A 19,417-nucleotide genomic window follows, 5' to 3' on the forward strand; every position below is an offset into this window, starting at 1 on the left:
GGCCGTGGCCATCGGCTCAGCGCTCGTAGTTGCCCAGCGCCAGCGTGAGCAGCGTGCGCGCCTGCGCGCGCAGCGACTCGGGTTCGACGATCTCGGCATCGCTGCCGTAGTGCAGCACGTCCATCAGCAGCTCGCGCGGCGCGCTGTACGGCACCTTCAGTTCGTAGCGGCCGTCGGCGAGATACCGCCCCTGCTGCTGCGAATGCCAGTGCTCGTCGGCCACCCAGCGCGCGGCCTTGGCGCTGAACACGATCGTCGCCACGCCCTTGGGCGGGCCGGAGAAGATGCCGTAGCTGCCGGCCAGGTGTTCGTCGAGCCGGGCTTCGTCGATGTCGCGCGCGGTGGCGTCGAGCTGGCGCGCGGCGCCGACGCGATCGACCGAAAAACTGCGCAGCGCCTCCTTCTCCTCGTCCCACGCGTCGAGGTACCAGTTGTCGCGGTAGTGGGTGATGCGCTGCGGCGACACCGTGCGCCGGGTCTTCTCGTCGGTGGAGCGGGCGCGGTACTCGAACGACAGCTGCCTGCGCGACAGCACCGCGGAGCACACGGTGCGAAATGCGTGTTCGTCCATGCGCCGGGTGCGGTGCGGAATCACTCGCACGCGCTCCATCGGCCAGGGATTGCCCGTGCTGTGTTCGGACAGCAGCTTCTCGATCCTGCCCTGCAGCGGCGCCAGCGCCGACGACAGCACCCCGCCGCCGCTGCGCGCGAGCAATTGCTGCGCGGCCAGCAGTGCGTAGAGCTCGTCGGAGTTGAGCCACAGGCCGGGCAGCTCGAAACGGTCGCCCTCGTCGGCGTCGTAGCGGAAACCCGCCTCGCCGTCGCCGACCACCGGCGCCATCAGGCCGTCGCGCAGGAACGCCAGGTCGCGGTAGACCGTGGCGCGCGAGCATTCCAGCTCTTCGCGCAGCCGGGCCACCGTTACCGGGTAGCGCGCGGTCCTGAGGATGCGGTGCAGCGAGAGGATGCGTTCGTATCGGTCCATGGGCCGATTATGGCGCGGGCTGGCATGTTTCGCTGGCCGGTCGCGTTTAGTCATGTGGACGACCCGACGACGACAGGAGCCAGGAATGCCCCGCCACGACGCCAGACCCCGATCCACCGCCTCCACCCTGCTTGCGGGCCTGCTCCTGGCCGCCCTCGGGGCCTGCACACCGGAGGCGCCGACGGCTGCCGACGCCGGGGCCGGCCCGGAGTCCGCGACAGGGCCGATCGCCGCGATCACGAATCCGCTGGCCAACCCCAGGGCCGAACTCGACGCCGCGATGCGAAAGTTCATGGCGGCCAGCAGCTACCACGCCAGCATGCACATCGACAGCGGCGCCAATGGCAGCATCGCCAACGAGCTCGACTTCGTCGCCCCGGACCGCTACCGCATGACCATGCCGGGGCTGGGCACCCAGGTCATCGTCGGCGACACCATGTACATGGACGTCAACGGCCGGTCGATGAAGATGCCGCTGCCCGCGGACATGCTGGGCAAGTGGCGCGACCCGGCCAGGCTCGGCGACGACCCCGCCGCCACGACCGTGCGCGCACTGGGCCGCGACCCGGTCGACGGCACGCCGGCGCGCAAGTACCTGGTGCAGCAAACCGGCGCGGAACCGGTCGACGTGGCGATGTGGATCGGCGAGGACGACCTGCCGCTGCAGGTGCGGGTAGCCGGCACTTCGCAGGGCCGCAGCGTCACTACCACCATCCGCTACTCGCGCTTCAACGACGCGTCGATCGAGATCACGCCGCCACAATGAATCGATAACCGCGGTTTAACCGCCGCGTCGACAGACTGCGCGCCTTTCGACATCGGAACGCGGCATGGGGCGGACAGGGGAAGTCGATGGTGGTCGTGTGTTCGCGTGGCTGTTCGTGCTCGGCGCGCACCTCGTGTTCTGGTGGGTACTGACGCGGAAGGCCGTCCTGCCGGAGCCGGCCGGCGATGCGGATGACGCGCTGCAGGTGACGTGGATCGAACCTTCGGAACCATCGATGGCGCCCGCCCCCACGACCGCGCCGGATGCGCCGCGCCGGACACCGGCACCGGTGCGCAGTCCGCCGGCACGCGCGACGACACGCCCGACGACACCCGAAGCGGCGCCGGCCGCCGCACCGGTTCCGAACAGGTCGATGAGCGCGGTCTTCATCGAACAGGCCCGGCAACCCTCCGGCGCCCGCGACGGCGGCGACACACCGTTCGCACCTGACCCGCTCGCCCACCGACGCGCGAAGCTGCCCGGCGCCGGAAGCGACAGGTTCCGCATGCGCGCGCCGCCAAGCATCCGCGGCGCATTGCTGAAGATTGGAGCGATGGCCGGCGGCCCCGGCTACACCACCGATCCCTGCCAACGCGTGGCCAGCAACATCGGCGAACTGTCGCAGTTGGGCGACAGCGAGCTGCTGCAGGAAGAATTGCGCCGCAAGCGCGACCTTTGTGACTGACGCGCGCCGTGCGTGCACAATGCGGCCATGCGCCCGCCGAACGAGCCAGCACTGGACCTGTCGCCTTCGCCGGGCGACGAGGTCAAGACCACCACCTGCTACATGTGCGCCTGCCGCTGCGGCATCAAGGTGTGGCTGGCGGACGGTGGCGATCGGGGAAAGGTGATCCGCTACATCCAGGGCAATCCCGCGCACCCGGTCAACCAGGGCGTGCTGTGCGCGAAAGGCGCCTCCGGGATCATGCAGCACTACGCGCCGGCACGGCTGGAGAAACCGCTGCTGCGCGTGGGCGAGCGCGGCAAGGGCGAATTCAGGGAAATCGAGTGGGAAGAAGCGCTGCAGCTGGCGACTTCGTGGCTGGCGCCGATCCGCGAACGCAATCCCGATGAGCTCGCGTTCTTCACCGGCCGCGACCAGTCGCAGGCGCTGACCGGCTGGTGGGCGCAGCAGTTCGGCACCATCAACTACGCCGCGCACGGCGGTTTCTGCTCGGTCAACATGGCCGCCGGCGGCCTGTACACCTTCGGCGGCAGCTTCTGGGAGTTCGGCGAGCCCGACTGGGACCACACGCAGTACCTGATGCTGTGGGGCGTGGCCGAAGACCACGATTCGAACCCGATCAAGCTCGGCCTCGGCAAGCTGAAGGCGCGCGGCGCCAAGGTCGTCGCGGTCAATCCGGTGCGCAGTGGATACGGCGCGATCGCCGACGAATGGATCGGCATCCGGCCCGGCACCGACGGCCTGTTCGCGTTCGCGCTGATCCATGAACTGCTGCGGATGGACCGCATCGACCTGGACTACCTGGTGCGCTATGCGAATGCGCACTGGCTGGTGGTGCGCAATCCCGGCGGCGCGGACGACGGGCTGTTCGCGCGCGATGCCGAGGGCAACGTGCTGTGCTGGGCCGTTGCTCCTCCACCTGCGGAGGCAGGGGAGGGAGCGCAGGCACGTGCCGACGCGATCGACATTGCGCCCGCGGTGGTCGGCGAGTACACGCTTGCCGACGGCCGCAGGGCCACGCCGGTGTTCCAGCTGATCGCCGAGCGCTACCTCGATCCGCAGTACGCACCCGACGCGGTCAGCGAACACTGCGGCATCCCCGCCGATACCATCCGCCGCATCGCGCGCGAACTCGCGCAGGCCGCGTTCGACAGCAACCTCAAGCTGCCCATTGCCTGGACCGATGCCTGGGGCCGCGAGCACAAGGAGATGGTCGGCCGCCCGGTGTCGATGCACGCGATGCGCGGCATCAGCGCGCACAGCAACGGCTTCCACACCTGCCGCGCGCTGCATCTGCTGCAGCTGCTGCTCGGCGCGATCGACGCGCCGGGCTCGTTCCGCTACCAGCCGCCGTACCCCAAACCCATTCCGCTGCCGAACCGCCCGGGCAAGGCGCGCAAGCCCGACGGGACCCTCGATGCCGGACCGCTCGGCTACGTGCACGGTCCCGAAGACCTGCTGGTCGACGGGAACGGGCAGCCGCGACGCATCGACCATGCATTCTCGTGGGCCTATCCACTGTCCGCGCACGGAATGATGCACACCGTGATCCGCAACGCGCACGCCGGCGATCCGTACCCGATCGACACGCTGCTGATGTTCATGGCCAACATGAGCTGGAACTCGGCCATGAACACCGGGCAGACCATGCAGTGGCTGACCGACAAGGACGAAAGCGGCGATTACCGCATTCCGCACATCATCTATTCCGACGCTTTCGCCTCGGAGATGGTCGCCTACGCCGACCTGGTGCTGCCGGACACCACCTACCTGGAGCGCTTCGACGCGATCAGCCTGCTCGACCGGCCGATCTCCGACGCCGACGGCGCCGCCGATGCGATCCGGCATCCCGTGTTCGATCCGGCAACGCAGGCAGGCAGCGATGGTCGGCAACGCGACGTGCGCGGCTTCCAGTCGGTGCTGCTCGACCTCGGCGCGCGCCTCGGCCTGCCCGGCATGGTGCATGCCGACGGTTCGCCGCTGTACCGCGACTACGCCGACTACATCGTCCGCCACGAACGTGCGCCCGGCGTCGGCCTGCTTGCCGGCTGGCGCGGCGAAGACGGCACGCAGCACGGCAAGGGCGCGCCGAATCCGGACCAGCTGCAGCGCTACATCGAGAACAACGGGTTCTGGCGCGAGGAGATCCCGGAGCATGCCCGCTACTTCAAGATGGCTAACCGCGGCTATCTCGAGTGGGCGCAGAAGCTCGGCTTCGTCGGCTCGACCGCGCCGATCGTGCTGCAGCTGTATTCGGAGCCGCTGCAGAAGTTCCGTCTTGCCGCGCAGGGCCACGGCGAGCACCAGCCGCCGCCGGAGCATCGCGAGCGTGTTGCCACGTATTTCGATCCGTTGCCGATCTGGTATGAGCCGTTTGAATCCGCGCAGGCCGGAGCCTCGCATCAGTACGATTCGACGCAACCCCATCCCCTCCCCAGCCCTCCCCTTGAAGGGGAGGGGGGCAACGCATCCCGTGGCGGACAGGGAAACAATCCATTCCCATTGCATGCGGTCACCCAGCGCCCGATGTTCATGTACCACTCGTGGGGTTCGCAGAACGCATGGCTGCGGCAGATCACCGCGCGCAACTACCTGTACCTGCACCCCGACACCGGCGCGAAGCATGGCATTGTCGACGAGGACTGGATCAGCGTCACCTCGCATCACGGCAGCATCACCGTGCAGGCGAAGTTCGCCGGCAACGTGCAGCCCGATACGGTGTGGACGTGGAACGCCATCGGCAAGCGCCGCGGTGCGTGGCGGCTGGCGAAGAATGCGCCGGAAGGCGGGAAGGGCTTCCTGATGAACCACCTGATCTCCGACATCACCCCGCGCGGCGACTACGCCAACGCCGATCCCGTCACCGGGCAGGCGGCGTGGTTCGACCTGCGCGTGCGCATCGGCAAGGTCGCCGTGGATGCCGCTGGGCAGGCACGGCCGCAGTTCGCGCCGCTCGGTTTCGCCGAGGCCGACGAAGCGCCACTGCGCTACGGCGCCGCGCTGCGAGCCAGGGCATACAAGCGATGAGACGCCTCTCCATCTTCGTGCGCTGGGCGTGCCTGCTCGCGGGCATCTGCGGCCTGGTCATCAGCACCTGGGCATTCATCGATCCGTCCGCATTCCCGCAGATGCGCATGGACACCATGGTGCCGCCGCCCTCGCCGCGCTGGCGGGCGGCATTCGGCTTCGTGTTCTCGCTGCTGCTGGTCGGCTACGGCTCGGGCAAACTGCGCCACCGGGAGTTGCCATGACCGCGCTGCCGCCGCCGTCGAAGGTCAAGCTGGGACTGGTGATCGATCTCGACACCTGCGTCGGCTGCCACGCCTGCGCGACGAGCTGCAAGGAATGGAACGCCGGCGGCATCGCCGGACCGCTGACCGACGAGAACCCCTACGGCAAGGATCCGTCCGGGGTCTGGTTCAACCGCGTGCACAGCTACGAGATCGCGCCGACGTCCGCGTGCGCGTCGCAGGGCAGCATCGCCGCCGAGGCCGCACAGCCAGCGATGACGCTGCACTTTCCGCGTTCCTGCCTGCACTGCGAGACACCGGCCTGCGTGACCGTGTGCCCTACCGGCGCCAGCTACAAGCGCGCCGAGGACGGCATCGTGCTGGTCGACGAGGACAAGTGCATCGGCTGCAAGCTGTGCAGCTGGGCCTGCCCGTACGGCGCGCGCGAGTATTCGCCGGTCGAAGGCGTGATGAAGAAATGCACGCTGTGCGTGGACCGCATCTACAACGAGAACCTCGACGAAAGCGAACGCCAGCCGGCCTGCGTGCAGGCCTGCCCGACCAAGGCGCGCCACTTCGGCGACCTCGGCGACCCGGAATCGAAGGTCTCGAAACTGGTCGCCGAACGCGGTGGCGTGGCGCTGATGCCGGAGCTGGGCTACAACCCGGTCAACCGCTACCTGCCGCCGCGCCCGCGGCGCGATGGTGCTGGCGGCGGCGAAGACATTGCGCAGGACAACGCGACCGAGGCGACATCACCGCTGCATTGGCTGGGGCGCCTGTTGAAGCGGTAGGTTTTGCCGGGTGTCCGTCCGGAATTACCGTGGTGGTGGTGGTGGTGGTGGTGGTGGTGGTGGTGGCGGTGATGGGTGATGGGTGATGGCAGTAGTAGGCGCATGGGTGGGTGTGATGCAGGTCGGGATTACTGACGCCCCATCAGGTCGTCATTCCCGCGCAGGCGGGAATCCAGGGACCTTCGCTTTGGCTCCGTGATCCGACAACGCCCTGAAAGCAACGTCCCTGGATTCCCGCCTGCGCGGGAATGACGATCAAGAACAACAGCAAGAGCAGGAGCAGGAGCAGGAGCAGCGATAGCGACAGCCGCATCGGGAGCAACAGCGACAGCGGAACGACAGAGTCAACAGCAATCTGGAAACACCACGAACACCCGTAAACGAACACCAACTTCACTCCATCCAAAAGCCTGGAACCCCAACCCACCACCATGCACCCCGCGCTGTCCGTTATTTTCTTCACCACTTTCTCCGGCGCAGGCTACGGGCTGCTCGCCTGGCTCGGCGCCTGGATCGCACTGTCCGTCCTGCGCGGCCAGGCATTGCCAGCGCACACCGGCGTGCAGCTGGCGGCGCTGCTGCTGGGGCTGCTGCTGTCGACGGCCGGGCTGCTGGCCTCGCTCGGCCATCTCGGCAAGCCGCTGCGTTCTTGGCGCGCGTTCTCGCAGTGGCGCACGTCGTGGCTGTCGCGCGAAGGCGTGATGGCGATCGCGACGCTGCTGCCGGCTCTAGCGGTGGGCGCGTTGCTGTGGCGGGGCATGTCCGGCCCGGTCACTGCGCCTTTGCTGGCGGTGTCCGGCATCGTGCTGGCGCTGTGCGCGCTGGCGACGGTGGCCTGCACGGCGATGATCTACGCCTCGCTCAAGCCGATCCCGGCCTGGCGTCATCCGCTGGTGTTGCCGGTGTACCTGCTGTTCGCGCTGCTGACCGGGCTGGCGCTGCTGTTCGCACTGATGCTGGCGATGCCCGGCCACCGGGGGCCGAGCGCAATGCTGCTGGCGCTGGCGATCGTCGCCGCGATGCTGGTGGCGCTGAAATGGCGGTACTGGCGCGACATCGATCGCGATGGCCTGCCGGGCAGCCGCGGCGCGGCGATCGGCCTGCCGGGGCGCGAGGCCACGGTGTTCGAACGCCCGCATACGGAAGCCAACTACATCACTCGCGAGATGGCGTTCCAGGTCGCACGCCAACACGCGCGCCGGCTGCGTGTCGGCGCCTGCGCGCTGGTGGTCGGCGGGCCGCTGCTGGGCTACCTGCTGCTGGCGGCCTGCGGCCCGGCGTTCGCACTGGGCGCGGCGGCGACGCTGCTGCTGGCTGGCGCTTTCGTCGAGCGCTGGCTGTTCTTCGCCCAGGCCCGCCATGTGGTCACGCTGTATTACTAAACCGTTGTCGAATCACCCATCCCGGCGAGCCCGCGCCATGCCCGTTTCCATCGAAGCCGCAAGACAGGTCCTGCACGCCCAATCGTTCAGCAGGCTTCTCGACGCCGAACTCACCCGGTTCTCCGCGGAAGGTGTCGAACTGCGCGTGCCCGTCACAGCGCAGGTCACGCAGCAGAACGGGTTCGTCCATGGCGGCGTCGTCTCCTATGCTGCCGACAACGCCCTGACCTTTGCCGGAGGCGCCGCGCTGGGGCCGGCCGTCGTCACGTCGGAGTTCAAGATCAACTACGTGCGGCCGGCCATGGGCGATGCACTCGTGGCCCGGGCAAGCGTCGTCCATGCAGGCAGGACGCAGGCCGTCTGCCGCTGCGAGGTCTTTTCCCTCTCCGGTGGCGACGAGACCCTGTGCGCCATCGCACAAGGCACGATCACCACCGTGGGCAGCCGCCGCGACGATGCCTGACGAGCCAGCCAGGCCTGGTGCGCCTCGGGACGCCGGCTAACCATCCGCTTCCTGAATGCGTGACCCGGATCACCCCCGGATCTTTGGATTGTCATCGCCGGGCCGGCATAATCCCGCTGTAATCGTTTCCACCGAGTCTTGCCATGCCCGCGGTCTGGTGGCTGGCGCTTGCCGGCCTGCCCGTTTTCCAGCAGCCCTTGCCCGAATCGCCGGGCGAACCGGCCGTGCTCGCCATCGCGGCCGGGCACGTCTCGCTGCGCGCGCCGTGCTATCGGCTGGTCTGCCCGGACGCGGAATGGCTGGCGTCCACGCCCTACACCACGCTGTGGAAGCCCAAGGTTCCCGGCACCGTGCCGCGCCTGCGTCCGGTGCGGGCGTCGCCGCTGGCCACCCGCAGCTACGCCGCGCTGCACGCCCCGGCCACGCGCCGCGAATGGGTCGACGCCGAGGCCAGCTACGCCAAGGTCGACACCACGTTCGGCATGGAGGCGATCCGCCGTCCCGGCACCCAGGTGCAACTGGAACTGGGCACCGGCTACCGCCTGCAGCCCTACGCCGACTACGGCACCGCCTCGATCGGCGTGATCGCAAGCGGCGGGCTGCGCGTGTCGCAGCGCTTCGGCGACTGGGCCGAGCTCAACCAGCAGATCCGGGTGGAAACCGGCCGCCACAACACCTTCGTGCGCCAGACGCTAGGCGTGGACATCCTGCTGCAGCCGCGCTGGACGCTGCAGTCACGGCTGGAGGTCAACCACGACAGCGCCGGCGACGGCGGCCGCGGCAGCACCGACGCCCACGGATCACTGAACCTGCACTACGCGTTCTGAGCACGACGGTCGCGCGCAAGGCGCGACGGTCGCGATGCCTTTGGTGCAGCGGCGCCGCCGCTCCGGTGGATCACTCCCGGGGCGGCAGGAATGCCCCCGCGCCCGCATCCAGCAGCCGGCGTGCGACGGCAATGCCGATCGCCTCGGCCTGCGTTGCATCACCGGTGTCTTCCGCGCGCACGGCGCGGCCATCCTCCGCCGAACCGACCAACCCCTGCAGCAGCAGCTGCGCGCCGTCGAGCCGCGCCAGCGCCGCCACCGGCACGTGGCAGCTGCCGTGGAGCGCGCGGTTCATAGCGCGCTCGGCCTCCACGCAGGTGCGCGTGGGCGCGTCGTCGAGCGCCGCGCACAGCGCGCGGGTCGGCGCGTCGGCTTCGCGGCATTCGATCGCGATCGCGCCCTGCGCCGGCGCCGGCAGCCAGTCGGGCGCATCGAGCCGTGCGCGGATGCGCGCGCCAAAGCCGAGCCGCAGCAGGCCAGCGCAGGCGAGCACGATCGCGTCATAGTCGCCGCTGTCGAGTTTCGCCAGGCGACTGTTGACGTTGCCGCGCAGGTCGATCAGCTGCAGGTCGGGGCGCCGCGCCCGCAGCTGCGCCTGGCGGCGCAGCGACGAGGTGCCGACGCGCGCGCCTTCGGGCAAGGCGTCGAGGTTGTCGTGATGGTTGCTGACGAAGGCGTCGGCGTGGTCGGCGCGCGCGAGGATCGCGGGCAGCGCGAACGGGCCCTCGAGTTCCATCGGCACGTCCTTGAGCGAATGCACCGCGCAGTCGGCGTCGCCGCGCAGCATCGCCAGTTCCAGTTCCTTGAGGAACAGGCCCTTGCCGCCGATCGCCGCCAGCGAGCGGTCCAGCACCTCGTCGCCGCGGGTGGTCATCGGCACCAGCACCACGTCCAGCCCCGGATGCGCCGCGCGCAGCAGGTCGGCGGCATGTTCGCTTTGCCAGAGGGCGAGCGGGCTTTTGCGGGTGGCGATGCGGATCGTGGCCATGCGCCATTATCGCCGCTGGGCCGCGGCCCGTGGGACGACCTGTGGAAGCGGCTTCAGCCGCGAGCTCTTGATCCTTGATGCCGGAGGCTCGACAGCTCGCGGCTGAAGCCGCTCCCGCAAGGACATCTACAGCTGCTTGACCACTTCCTTCAACCCGGCCACGCAGCGGCGGCTGACTTCCAGCGGCTGGCTGCCGTGGCGCAGGATCGCGTGCACGCGGCCATCGGCCTCGCGCCGCAGTTCGACCAGCTCGTGGCGCGCGATCAGGCAGTTGCGGTGGATGCGCAGGAAGCGCTCGCCGAACTCCTCCTCCAGCGATTTCAGCGACTCCTCGATCAGGTCCTCGCCGCGGGCGTGGTGCACTACCACGTATTTCTCCTCGGCCTGCAGGTAGTGGATGTCCTCGATCGGGATCAGGCGCAGGCTGCCGCGCAGACGCGCGCACAGGTGGGTGCGCTGGCGGCCCTTGCCGTCGCGGCCGGCGGCGGCGTTGTGGTCGCGCCCGGCGACGAAGGTGCGTGCGCGCTCGAGCGCCGCGTGCAGGCGCTCGGGGCGCACGGGCTTGACCAGGTAGTCGACCGCGGCGGCCTCGAACGCCGACAGCGCGTGCGCGTCGTACGCGGTGCAGAACACCACCGCCGGCCGCGGCTCGAACGCGGCTAGGTGCCGCGCGGCCTCGAGCCCGTCGATGCCGGGCATGGCGATGTCCAGCAGCACCACGTCGGCATCATGCTCGGCGCAGGCATGCAGCGCCTCGCGACCGTCGCCGGCCTCGGCCACCAGCACCAGGTCCGGGTGCTCGGCCAGCAGCGCGCGCAGGCGCTCGCGGGCCAGCGGTTCGTCGTCGGCGATGACCACCTTCATGGTCTTGACGTCCTCGGGGCAGCTAAGGGGCGGGTTCGCGCCGATAGTAACGGTCGCGCCGCGGCGGGGCCATGCGGGGATACTCCCCGTCCCGGACCACTGTAGGAGCGGCTTCAGCCGCGAGCTTTTGGGTCGGGGTGCATCAAAAGCTCGCGGCTGAAGCCGCTCCTACAAAATCATGCACTCGTCAGCCGGCGCGACAGCCAGTCGCCGAGGTCGCGGATCTCCTCCAGGCAGACCGAATGCGGCATCGGGTACGCATGCCAGTCCACCGCGAAGCCCAATTCGCGCAGCAGCGCCGCGCCGTGCTCGCCGGCGCGCAGCGGCACCACCGGGTCCTGGGTGCCGTGGCCCATGAACACCGGCTGCGCGTTGGCGCCATCGACCAGCACCGTCGCGGCCTTGTGCGCGGCGGGAATGTAGGTCGACAGCGCGATCAGGCCGGCCAGCGGCTCGCTGCGACGCAGGCCGGCGGCGAGCGTGATCGCGCCGCCCTGCGAGAAGCCGGCGAGGAAGATCCGCGACGCCGGCACGCCGCGCTCGACCTCGCGCGCGATCAGCGCCTCGACCTGTTGCTCCGACGCCGCCACGCCGGCTTCGTCGGCGCGGTTGGCCAGGTCGGCCTCGCGGATGTCGTACCAGGCGCGCATCGGCACGCCGTTGTTGATCGTCACCGGGCGCACCGGCGCGTGCGGGAACACGAAGCGGATCGGCGGCCACGCCGGCCGCACCAGTTCCGGCAGGATCGGCACGAAGTCGCCGCCATCGGCGCCGAGGCCGTGCAGCCAGATCACGCTGTGTTGCGGCGCCGGGCCGGTCTCGCGTTCGATGGTCTCGAGCAGCATGTGATTTCCGTCGTGGACGTCGACGGCCATTATGCCCATGCGGCACTGCCTGAGCCCTCCCCTTCAAGGGGAGGGTTGGGTGGGGATGGTGTTACGGGCGGCGATGTCTTGCTGCATACGAACGAACACCATCCCCATCCCGGCCTTCTCCTTGAAGGGGAAGGAGAAAACATGGCGTCGGGGACGCAGCCCCTACGCGCCTCGCTGCGCGCGCAATTCGCTGGCACGCACCAGCACCGCGGGCGGCGAAAGCTCCTCGGGCGTGCAGAAGATCCGCCGCCGACGCAGCCACTGCCCCGGCGCGCGCGCCGAGGTCAGCATCACGATCGGGATCGACAGCACCAGGCCGAGGATCACCGGCGACATCCACGCCGCCAGCGCCGGCGAGATGCTCCACGCCATCACCGCGGCCAGCACGCCCAGCAGGCTCAGCCCGCCATAGCTGCGTAGCAGGCTGGAGAACGGCAGGCTGCCATCATCGCGGCGCTGCGATTCCCAGCCCGAATCCTTGCCCGCGAGCACTTCTGCCACGCCGCGCGACTGCACGTACATCGTCACCGGCGCCATCAGCGCAGCCAGCACTGTTTCCAGCCCCATGCCGACGAAGGCGCGCCACGCGCCGCCGCAGCCACGGCGCATGTCGCGGTCGCTGATGGTGGCGATGAAGCCCATCAGCTTCGGCGCCAGCAGCATGCCCATGGTGAACACGAACACCCACACGAAGCGGTCCGGGTCCTGTTCGCGCCAGTAGGTGGTCGGCGAGAACCCCGACAGTTCGATGTTGCCCCACGACAACCCGGCGTGATGCAGCGGGATCGCCAGCCCGACCAGCATCAGCATCGCCCACATCGGTGCGGTGAAGTAATGGCCGATGCCGATCAACAGGTGCCAGCGGCTGACCCAGTGCAGCCCCTTCGACGGCAGCACCGCGCCGTGCTGCAGGTTGCCCTGGCACCAGCGGCGGTCGCGCACCAGCATGTCGGTCAGCGACGGCGGGCCTTCCTCGTAGCTGCCCGCCAGCGACGGCACCATGTGCAATGCCCAGCCGCCGCGGCGCAGCAGCGCCGCCTCGACGAAATCGTGGCTGAGCACGGTGCCCGCGAACGGCTTCACCCCGCGCAGTTCCGGCAATCCGGCGCACTGCGCGAACGCATGCGTGCGGATCATCGCGTTGTGGCCCCAGTAGTTGCTCTCGGCGCCGTGCCACCACGCCACGCCGTAGGCGATCACCGGCCCGTACACGCGTCCGGCGAACTGCTGCATGCGCGCGAACAGCGTGTTGCCGTTGACGATCACCGGCAGGGTCTGGATCAGCGCGACATCGTCGTGGCCTTCCATCGCGCCGGCGAGACGCACGATGGTGTCGCCGGTCATCAGGCTGTCGGCGTCGAGGATCAGGAATTGCGGATACGCGCCGCCCCAGCGCCGCACCCAGTCGGAGATGTTGCCGGCCTTGCGCTCGTGGTTGTCGTCGCGCAGGCGGTAGAACACGCGCGCATCGGTGCCGAGCCGTTCGCGCAGCGCATCGAACGCGAGCCGCTCGGCACGCTGGATGTCGGCGTTGCGGGTGTCGCTGAGCACGAAGAAATCGAAGCGGTCCTGCTGCCCGGTCGCGGCCAGCGATTCGTGGATCGCCTGCAGCCCCGCCATCAGCCGCTCGGGATCCTCGTTGTAGGTCGGCATCAGCAGCGCGGTGCGCGAGGAAACCACCGGCAGCGGGATCTTCGCCGACAGCCCGAGCCGCGCGCGCCGCTTCGACACGATCAGCACGAAGCCGGCCAGCGCGCCGACGAAGGCCTGCACGATCCACGCGAACAGGAACACGAACAGCACCAGCAGCACCGTCTCCAGCACGTCGGTGCCGTCGCCGCGCAGCAGCCACCAGATCTGGTAGGTGGCGACCAGGGTGAGCAGCATCGCGGCACCGATCACCGCCGTACGGCGCCAGAACATGCCGCCCGGCGTGGTCGGGAACCGGCGCCCCTGCATCCGGCCCTCGCGCAGCGACTGCACCGGCATGTCCAGCGGCGCCTCGGGTGGCAGCGCCGTCGCGGCGTCCATCGTCGCTTCGATGGCGCTCACGCCATCCACCGGTACAACCAGGTTTCCGACAGCGGGCCCTGCGCGTCGACCAGCCGCGCGCGCAGCTCGCTCACGCGCGCACCGCCCGGGTGCAGCTCGAAACTCATGCGCCAGGTGCCGGTGTCGGCATTGCGGTACGCCACCGGATTGCGCAACGCGCCCTGCGAGGCGGCGGCATCGACGCTCGGCTTTGCGTCGTCGGCCAGCTGCGGCAGGCGCCCGCCGGCGAGGTCTACCACCACCAGCCGCGCGCCGTCGTGCGAGGCGCCGATGCGGGTCGCGGCCACGGTGGCCAGTTCCGGCTTCCACGCATGCTCGCGGCACCAGTGCAGGCGGTAGCGCCAGCGCTGCTCCTTGCCTGCGGCGATGGGCTGCGACGGCCGCCAGAACGCGACGATGTTGTCGTGGTATTCGTCAGCGGTCGGGATCTCGACCAGGTGCACCTCGCCCTCGCCCCAGTCGCCGACCGGCTCGACCCACAGGCTCGGGCGCTTCTGGTACGCAGCCTCGGCGTCCTGGAAGTCTTCGTAACGGCGCTTGCGTTGCATCAATCCGAAGCCGCGCGGATCGACGTCCTGGAAGCCGCTGTGCTGCAGCGACGCCGGATTCTGCAGCTGTCGCCAGGTCTGTTCGCCCTGCCCGTTGAGCATCGCCAGGCCATCGGAGTCGTGCACCGCCGGGCGGTAGTCGTCGACGCCGATGCGATCGCTGGGATCGAACTCGAACATGCTGGTCAGCGGCGCGATGCCGGCGTGGGTGAGTTCAACCCGCGGATACAGCCGCATGTCGACGTCGAAGACGGTTTCGTCGCCGGGATCGATCGCGAAGCGGAACGCCCCGGCCACGCTCGGGCTGTCGAGCAACGCATGCACCACGAGCGCCTGCGCGCTGCGCGCCGGACGTTCCAGCCAGAACGTGGTGAAGCGCGGGAATTCCTCCGCCGCCGGCTCGCCGGTGCCCAGTGCCAGCCCGCGCGCCGACAGCCCGTAGTTCAGCCCCTTCGCCACTGCACGGAAGTAGCTCGCACCGAGGAACGAACAGACCTCGTCGAAATGATCGGCGCGGTTGATCGGCGCATGCAGGCGGAAGCCGGCGAAGCCGACGTCGCCGACCTTCGGTACCGGTTGCGGCGTGTAGTCGAACAGGTCGGTGGAAAACGCGAACGGCGTCGCCCGGCCGTCGCGCACGGTGTAGACGTCGACCCGGTCCTTGAACAGGAAACCGCGATGGAAGAACTGCGCCTGGAACGGCAACCCGTCATCGCGCCACAGCGCGCGCGCGGCGCGATAGCGGTAGTCGCGGTACTGGTCGTAGCCGATCTTCGCCAGCGGCGGTGGCAACGTGTTGTCGGGTTGCCGCCAGGGCCGCGCGGCGAGCGCCCGTGCGAGCCCGGCGACGGTGTCGTCGTCGAACCGGCCGGTGAACGCGGCGCCGGTCCCCGGCTCGGCTGCAAACGTTTCCAGCAGACCGCCCAGCGACAGCAAAGGCAGCGACAATCCCGACAGGACCACTTCACGACGATGCACCGTCACCTCGCGCGCGGAAGGCAGCCGCGCACTATACGGCGGCAAGGATCAGCAGAACGTAAATGCCGGCTGCGTCCCGACGCCCGGCGCACCGGATGTGCCCTGCCCCGTGCAGTCGGTCATGCCACCAGCGGCAGCTCCATCCGGACCGTCGTGCCTGCCCCACGGACGCTGTCGATCACGATGCGGCCGCCGGCATCGGCGATCAGGTCGTGGACGACGGCCAGCCCCAACCCGGTGCCCTGTCCCGGCGGCCTGGTGGTGAAGAACGCCTCGAACACGCGCGCCCGGGTCGCCTCGTCCATGCCGTGCCCGCTGTCGCGCAGGTCGAGCGCAAGCCTGCCCTCGGCCGGCGGATGCAGCTCGACTTCGAAAACGCCTCCGTCGGGCATTGCCTGGTTCGCATTGGCGGCGATGTTGAGGATCATCAGGTCGAACTGCGCGCGGTCGAAACGGACCGGTTGCGGCTGGTCGGGCACGGCGATCCTGATCGCCACCGTCGGATCGAACAGTTGCCGCAGCATCGGCTGCATGTCGCGCAGTGCCTGGCCGGTGTCGAAGATTTCGGGTGATGCGACGTCGAGCCTGCTGAAGTTCAGCAGCTTCTGGCTGATCGCACCCGCCCGCCGCGCGGCCGCCTCCACCCCGGACAGTGCCTTGTCCATCGATGCCGGATCGGCATCATTACGCCTGCCGCGCGACGCGTGGCCGACGATCAGGCCGAGCAAATGGTTGAAGTCGTGCGCGACGCCCGCGGCCAGCCGACCGACGGCCTCCACCTTCTGCGCATGGATCAGTTGTTCCTGCACGCGCTCGCGCTCGATGATCTCGGCCTGCAGGCGTTCATTGCTGCGATCGAGTTCGTCTCCGCGCAACGTGGCCGCCTGCAGGCTTTCGCGCAGCGCGGTCACCGTGCGATCGACCACGATCGCGATGAACAGGAAGATCAGCGCGGCGATGATGCAGTCCACGGCCATCACCATCGCCGGGTCGACGTTGTCCGCTGCGCGTAAATCCACGACACCGCCCGCGGCGAACGCCAGCACCATCCAGCCATACATCAGCCACAGTGCGCGCCGGCCGATCACGAGGCCGGCGATGATCAGCCACGCGGCCTGGATCGGCTGCTCGTAACGGCTGGCGCCGAATCCGCTGCCGAGATAACCCAGCAGTGTCGCAACTGCGAGCACCACCATCAGCAATCGCACCGCGCCCTGGAAGCGGCCGCGCCGCACCAGCCACAGGTCGAACAGCGCGAACGCGCTGATGGCGATGCTGATGACCAGGCTGGCGGTTTCGCCTGGCCGCCATGGGACATCGGCGCCGAAGATGCGATACAGCCACATCAGCGGCGGCGTGAACGCCAGCAACAGCAACAGGACCTGCAGCATCGGCGCATTGCGCCGGTCGACCGGATCGTCGATCGGCGCGCGCGCAAACCAGGCCGTCAGCGCACGCCACGGCGTGCTGATGTGGTGAAACGATGCGGGCAAGACAATACTCATAAACGTCCCCTTCGTCATGCGCGGATGCAAGCAAACGAGGGGACTTTACAGCAGCACGACGACCATCCCGAGCCTTTGGCATCCGCTCCCGGATTCACGATAGAGACCCAACGACATGATGCCGGATGGGGATTGCATCCTTTGCGTCTGCCGCATCATGCCGGACCAAAGGCCGCCGACTTTCGCGCGATCATCGAGTTCCGTCGGTGTCGCAGCGCGGATCCGCACGGGCTGCAACAGCCCTCCCACCGACGCGTAGTTCACCGACTTGCAAGTCATCAGGTCGATGTCGTTGTCGATGATGGTCCGGACAGGTTTTGCGGTCGCGCGCATGCGCGTGTGCGCTGCGACGTATTGCCGATCATGGTTCAGCGGTTCCTGGGGCAATGGACAACGTGACAGCCTCGTTGCCTTTGCTGATGGCAGGCCCTCGCATGGCGACATGCATCACAAAGGCGGCGGGGAGACCCGGACGCAGGTGAAATCCAGAGATACAATGCGTGAACTGAGCTTTGGCTGCAGCTACGAGACGCCCGCGGGGCGTGGTCCGATGGCGAGTTGTTCCAGTGGCGACTGGGCGATCGCAGTGGGCACAGTCTCACCTTCACGGGAAGGCGCATTGCGCGCGGGGGAGATCGCGCAGTGCCGGAAGCAAGGGGGCAACAAAGTGGCTGACGGAGACAGACAGTGGATCCTCGTGGTCGAGGATGATCCTGAGTTGCGCGATGAGATCCTGCGCCCGGGCCTGCATGATGCCGGGTTCGATACGGTCGGGGTAGGCAGCGCCATCGAGGCATACCGCAGCATGCTGTCCCGCGACTTTTCGATGTTCATCCTCGACATCGGCTTGCCGGACGAAGATGGCTTCACCCTGGCGAGAAACCTGCGCGCACTGACCAGTGCCGGTATCGTCATGCTCACCGGCCGCCGCCGCTCCAGCGCGGACACCGCGCGCGGGCTGGACGAGGGCGCGGACGCCTACATCACCAAGCCAGTCGATATCGATGTGTTGTCGGCCAACGTGCGCAGCATCCTGCGGCGCCGAAACGGGCAGGTTGCGCCATCTATCCGGTATGCCGATTCACGCTGGCGCCTGGACATGGAAGGGTGGAGCCTGGTCGCGCCGGGCGGGCGCAGTATCCGCTTGAACCACGCCGAACGCATGCTCGTCGAACTGCTCTTCGCCTCCCGGAGCGAGGCCGTTCCCCGCAAGACGATCATTGCCCACCTGACCCGCGACATCCACGATTTCGATCCACATCGCCTGGAGATGCTGGTCCACCGCCTACGCCGAAAGGCGTTCGCAGGGACGGGCGAGTCGTTGCCCCTGAACGCCGTCCGCGGCATCGGCTATGTCCTGACACCTTCCCGGGATTCCGCCGGTGCCGTGGGTACGCCGGCACCGCGCGGACGCAGATTCGCCGACTGACTGACTGCCATTGCCAGCGCAGCGGGAGACCCTCCTGTCCCCACAATGAAGTGAAGACAGGAGACCCGGCTTCCTGAAGTTGCCGGTACGGACAATGCCGTCGTAGAAGAGTGCCCGGCCGCCATCATCCAGCGTCGGCAGGACGCACGGCGCCGTACCGGCTCTTCTTTCAGGCTTCGTGGTCTTGCGCGGGAACCGATGGTGACGAACGCGCCGCCGATGGGCGAGTCAGGCGCCTGGCTTGGGAATCTGTCCGCCTTGTGCACCCCGACGGACCTGCCGTTCCATGAGCGCCGCCAGTCGTCCAAGGGAAGCCAGGTGCAGGTTGACCAGCGAAAGCCAGCCCTTGCGATGCCAGTCCACGACCGTCGCCTGGTCCAGATCCCTGAAACGATCCGGATCGACCACCTGGAAGCCGTCCAGTGCGTAGCGCCTGCCGTCGGCGAGCGTGGCGTCGGCCCGTTTGTCGATCAGGAGATCGTGTTCCCGAAGCGCGGCAACGAATGACTTCGTGCCCACGAATTCCGCCTGATAGGCCTCGCAGAACTGCAAGGCCTGGCGGGTGAGCTGGCTGGGCCCGCCCTCCTCGAACAGCGGCATGCCCTCTGCGCCCTTGCGGACGACGCGCTCGGACGCCGTATCCACGGCGAGCGCAAAGCGGTCCGAGTCCGGGATCGAGACGAAGCCGAACGGGTAGCGCCTCACATAGGCCGGAACATAGTGTTCACTGGCCCATGCGCGCTCCTCGACGAAAAGATTCTCTCCCTCGGAAAGCCCCAGGATCACGACGGGAAGGAGCTTGTCTCCCGCGAAGACCACCGGGTAGCTGCGACTGGCCTCGCCGATCTCGCCCAGCACGATCGGCACATAGGGCGTGCGGGCGGCAAAAGCCGTATCGCCGTCCTTCAGCCGCCAGTTTGCATGCGCTTCGGAGTGAAGGACCACGGGCTTGCGGTAGAAGAGCGGCAGCGCCGATGCCGCGGGAGCATCCGTGTTGTTGGCCAAACCTGTCGTCATGATGTCTCCTGGGTATTGGGTTCCGGTGC

The 19,417-nt window shown here is 68.6% G+C and carries 18 protein-coding genes; 9 read left to right on the top strand and 9 right to left on the bottom strand.

Annotated elements, in window-relative coordinates; translation table 11 throughout:
* Nucleotides 1–16 precede the first annotated feature (16 nt).
* Nucleotides 17–985, bottom strand: coding sequence for a helix-turn-helix transcriptional regulator (locus ACTJIL_RS11990; RefSeq protein ID WP_440755732.1), 969 nt, complete (start codon nucleotides 983–985; stop codon nucleotides 17–19).
* Between the two features lie 85 nt (nucleotides 986–1,070).
* On the opposite strand from ACTJIL_RS11990, the gene ACTJIL_RS11995 reads away from it, so the two are divergent.
* The 8 genes from ACTJIL_RS11995 to ACTJIL_RS12030 all read left to right on the top strand — a co-directional run bounded on the left by ACTJIL_RS11995 (nucleotide 1,071) and on the right by ACTJIL_RS12030 (nucleotide 9,132).
* Nucleotides 1,071–1,751 (top strand): hypothetical protein, encoded by a 681-nt coding sequence (locus tag ACTJIL_RS11995; protein WP_440755733.1) that lies wholly within the window; start codon nucleotides 1,071–1,073, stop codon nucleotides 1,749–1,751.
* 64 nt (nucleotides 1,752–1,815) lie between these two features.
* Nucleotides 1,816–2,436 (top strand): hypothetical protein, encoded by a 621-nt coding sequence (locus ACTJIL_RS12000; protein ID WP_440755734.1) that lies wholly within the window; start codon nucleotides 1,816–1,818, stop codon nucleotides 2,434–2,436.
* A 27-nt stretch (nucleotides 2,437–2,463) separates the two neighbouring features.
* Nucleotides 2,464–5,463 (top strand): molybdopterin oxidoreductase family protein, encoded by a 3,000-nt coding sequence (locus ACTJIL_RS12005; protein WP_440755735.1) that lies wholly within the window; start codon nucleotides 2,464–2,466, stop codon nucleotides 5,461–5,463.
* Complete coding sequence (locus ACTJIL_RS12010) at nucleotides 5,460–5,687, top strand: hypothetical protein (RefSeq protein WP_440755736.1); 228 nt, start codon at nucleotides 5,460–5,462, stop codon at nucleotides 5,685–5,687. The genes ACTJIL_RS12005 and ACTJIL_RS12010 overlap by 4 nt, the downstream gene beginning before the upstream one ends.
* On the top strand, nucleotides 5,684–6,460 hold the full coding sequence (locus tag ACTJIL_RS12015) for a 4Fe-4S dicluster domain-containing protein (RefSeq protein WP_440755737.1): 777 nt from the start codon (nucleotides 5,684–5,686) through the stop codon (nucleotides 6,458–6,460). The genes ACTJIL_RS12010 and ACTJIL_RS12015 overlap by 4 nt, the downstream gene beginning before the upstream one ends.
* A 431-nt stretch (nucleotides 6,461–6,891) precedes the next feature.
* Nucleotides 6,892–7,842, top strand: coding sequence for a dimethyl sulfoxide reductase anchor subunit family protein (locus ACTJIL_RS12020; RefSeq protein WP_440755738.1), 951 nt, complete (start codon nucleotides 6,892–6,894; stop codon nucleotides 7,840–7,842).
* Nucleotides 7,843–7,879: 37 nt separating this feature from the next.
* Nucleotides 7,880–8,305: a PaaI family thioesterase gene (locus ACTJIL_RS12025; RefSeq protein ID WP_440755739.1), complete on the top strand. Its 426-nt coding sequence runs from the start codon at nucleotides 7,880–7,882 to the stop codon at nucleotides 8,303–8,305.
* 143 nt (nucleotides 8,306–8,448) lie between these two features.
* Nucleotides 8,449–9,132: a DUF481 domain-containing protein gene (locus ACTJIL_RS12030; protein ID WP_440755740.1), complete on the top strand. Its 684-nt coding sequence runs from the start codon at nucleotides 8,449–8,451 to the stop codon at nucleotides 9,130–9,132.
* A gap of 70 nt (nucleotides 9,133–9,202) precedes the next feature.
* On the opposite strand, the gene hemC is transcribed toward ACTJIL_RS12030, so the two are convergent.
* The 7 genes from hemC to ACTJIL_RS12065 form a co-directional block, all read right to left on the bottom strand.
* Complete coding sequence (gene hemC, locus ACTJIL_RS12035; RefSeq protein ID WP_440755741.1) at nucleotides 9,203–10,120, bottom strand: hydroxymethylbilane synthase; 918 nt, start codon at nucleotides 10,118–10,120, stop codon at nucleotides 9,203–9,205.
* A gap of 126 nt (nucleotides 10,121–10,246) precedes the next feature.
* Nucleotides 10,247–10,984 (bottom strand): LytR/AlgR family response regulator transcription factor, encoded by a 738-nt coding sequence (locus tag ACTJIL_RS12040; protein WP_440755742.1) that lies wholly within the window; start codon nucleotides 10,982–10,984, stop codon nucleotides 10,247–10,249.
* Nucleotides 10,985–11,160: 176 nt separating this feature from the next.
* Complete coding sequence (locus ACTJIL_RS12045) at nucleotides 11,161–11,829, bottom strand: alpha/beta hydrolase (protein WP_440755914.1); 669 nt, start codon at nucleotides 11,827–11,829, stop codon at nucleotides 11,161–11,163.
* A 192-nt stretch (nucleotides 11,830–12,021) separates the two neighbouring features.
* A complete protein-coding gene (mdoH, locus tag ACTJIL_RS12050; protein ID WP_440755915.1) occupies nucleotides 12,022–13,890 on the bottom strand; it encodes a glucans biosynthesis glucosyltransferase MdoH in 1,869 nt (622 codons plus the stop codon).
* Between the two features lie 17 nt (nucleotides 13,891–13,907).
* Nucleotides 13,908–15,437, bottom strand: coding sequence for a glucan biosynthesis protein (locus ACTJIL_RS12055; protein WP_440755743.1), 1,530 nt, complete (start codon nucleotides 15,435–15,437; stop codon nucleotides 13,908–13,910).
* 119 nt (nucleotides 15,438–15,556) lie between these two features.
* Entirely contained in the window at nucleotides 15,557–16,942 is a 1,386-nt protein-coding gene (locus ACTJIL_RS12060; RefSeq protein WP_440755744.1) for a sensor histidine kinase, read from the bottom strand.
* A gap of 45 nt (nucleotides 16,943–16,987) precedes the next feature.
* Nucleotides 16,988–17,275 (bottom strand): hypothetical protein, encoded by a 288-nt coding sequence (locus ACTJIL_RS12065; protein WP_440755745.1) that lies wholly within the window; start codon nucleotides 17,273–17,275, stop codon nucleotides 16,988–16,990.
* A gap of 163 nt (nucleotides 17,276–17,438) precedes the next feature.
* Between ACTJIL_RS12065 and ACTJIL_RS12070 the strand changes: the two genes are divergently transcribed.
* Complete coding sequence (locus ACTJIL_RS12070; protein ID WP_440755746.1) at nucleotides 17,439–18,371, top strand: response regulator transcription factor; 933 nt, start codon at nucleotides 17,439–17,441, stop codon at nucleotides 18,369–18,371.
* 228 nt (nucleotides 18,372–18,599) lie between these two features.
* Here ACTJIL_RS12070 and ACTJIL_RS12075 read toward each other — a convergent pair whose 3' ends face one another.
* Nucleotides 18,600–19,388, bottom strand: a complete 789-nt coding sequence (locus ACTJIL_RS12075; RefSeq protein ID WP_440755747.1) for a SapC family protein — start codon at nucleotides 19,386–19,388, stop codon at nucleotides 18,600–18,602.
* Between the last annotated feature and the right edge of the window lie 29 nt (nucleotides 19,389–19,417).

Origin of the sequence: Luteimonas sp. 22616 (genome assembly GCF_052044325.1) — a bacterium.
In the GTDB taxonomy this organism is placed as follows: Bacteria; Pseudomonadota; Gammaproteobacteria; order Xanthomonadales; family Xanthomonadaceae; genus Luteimonas.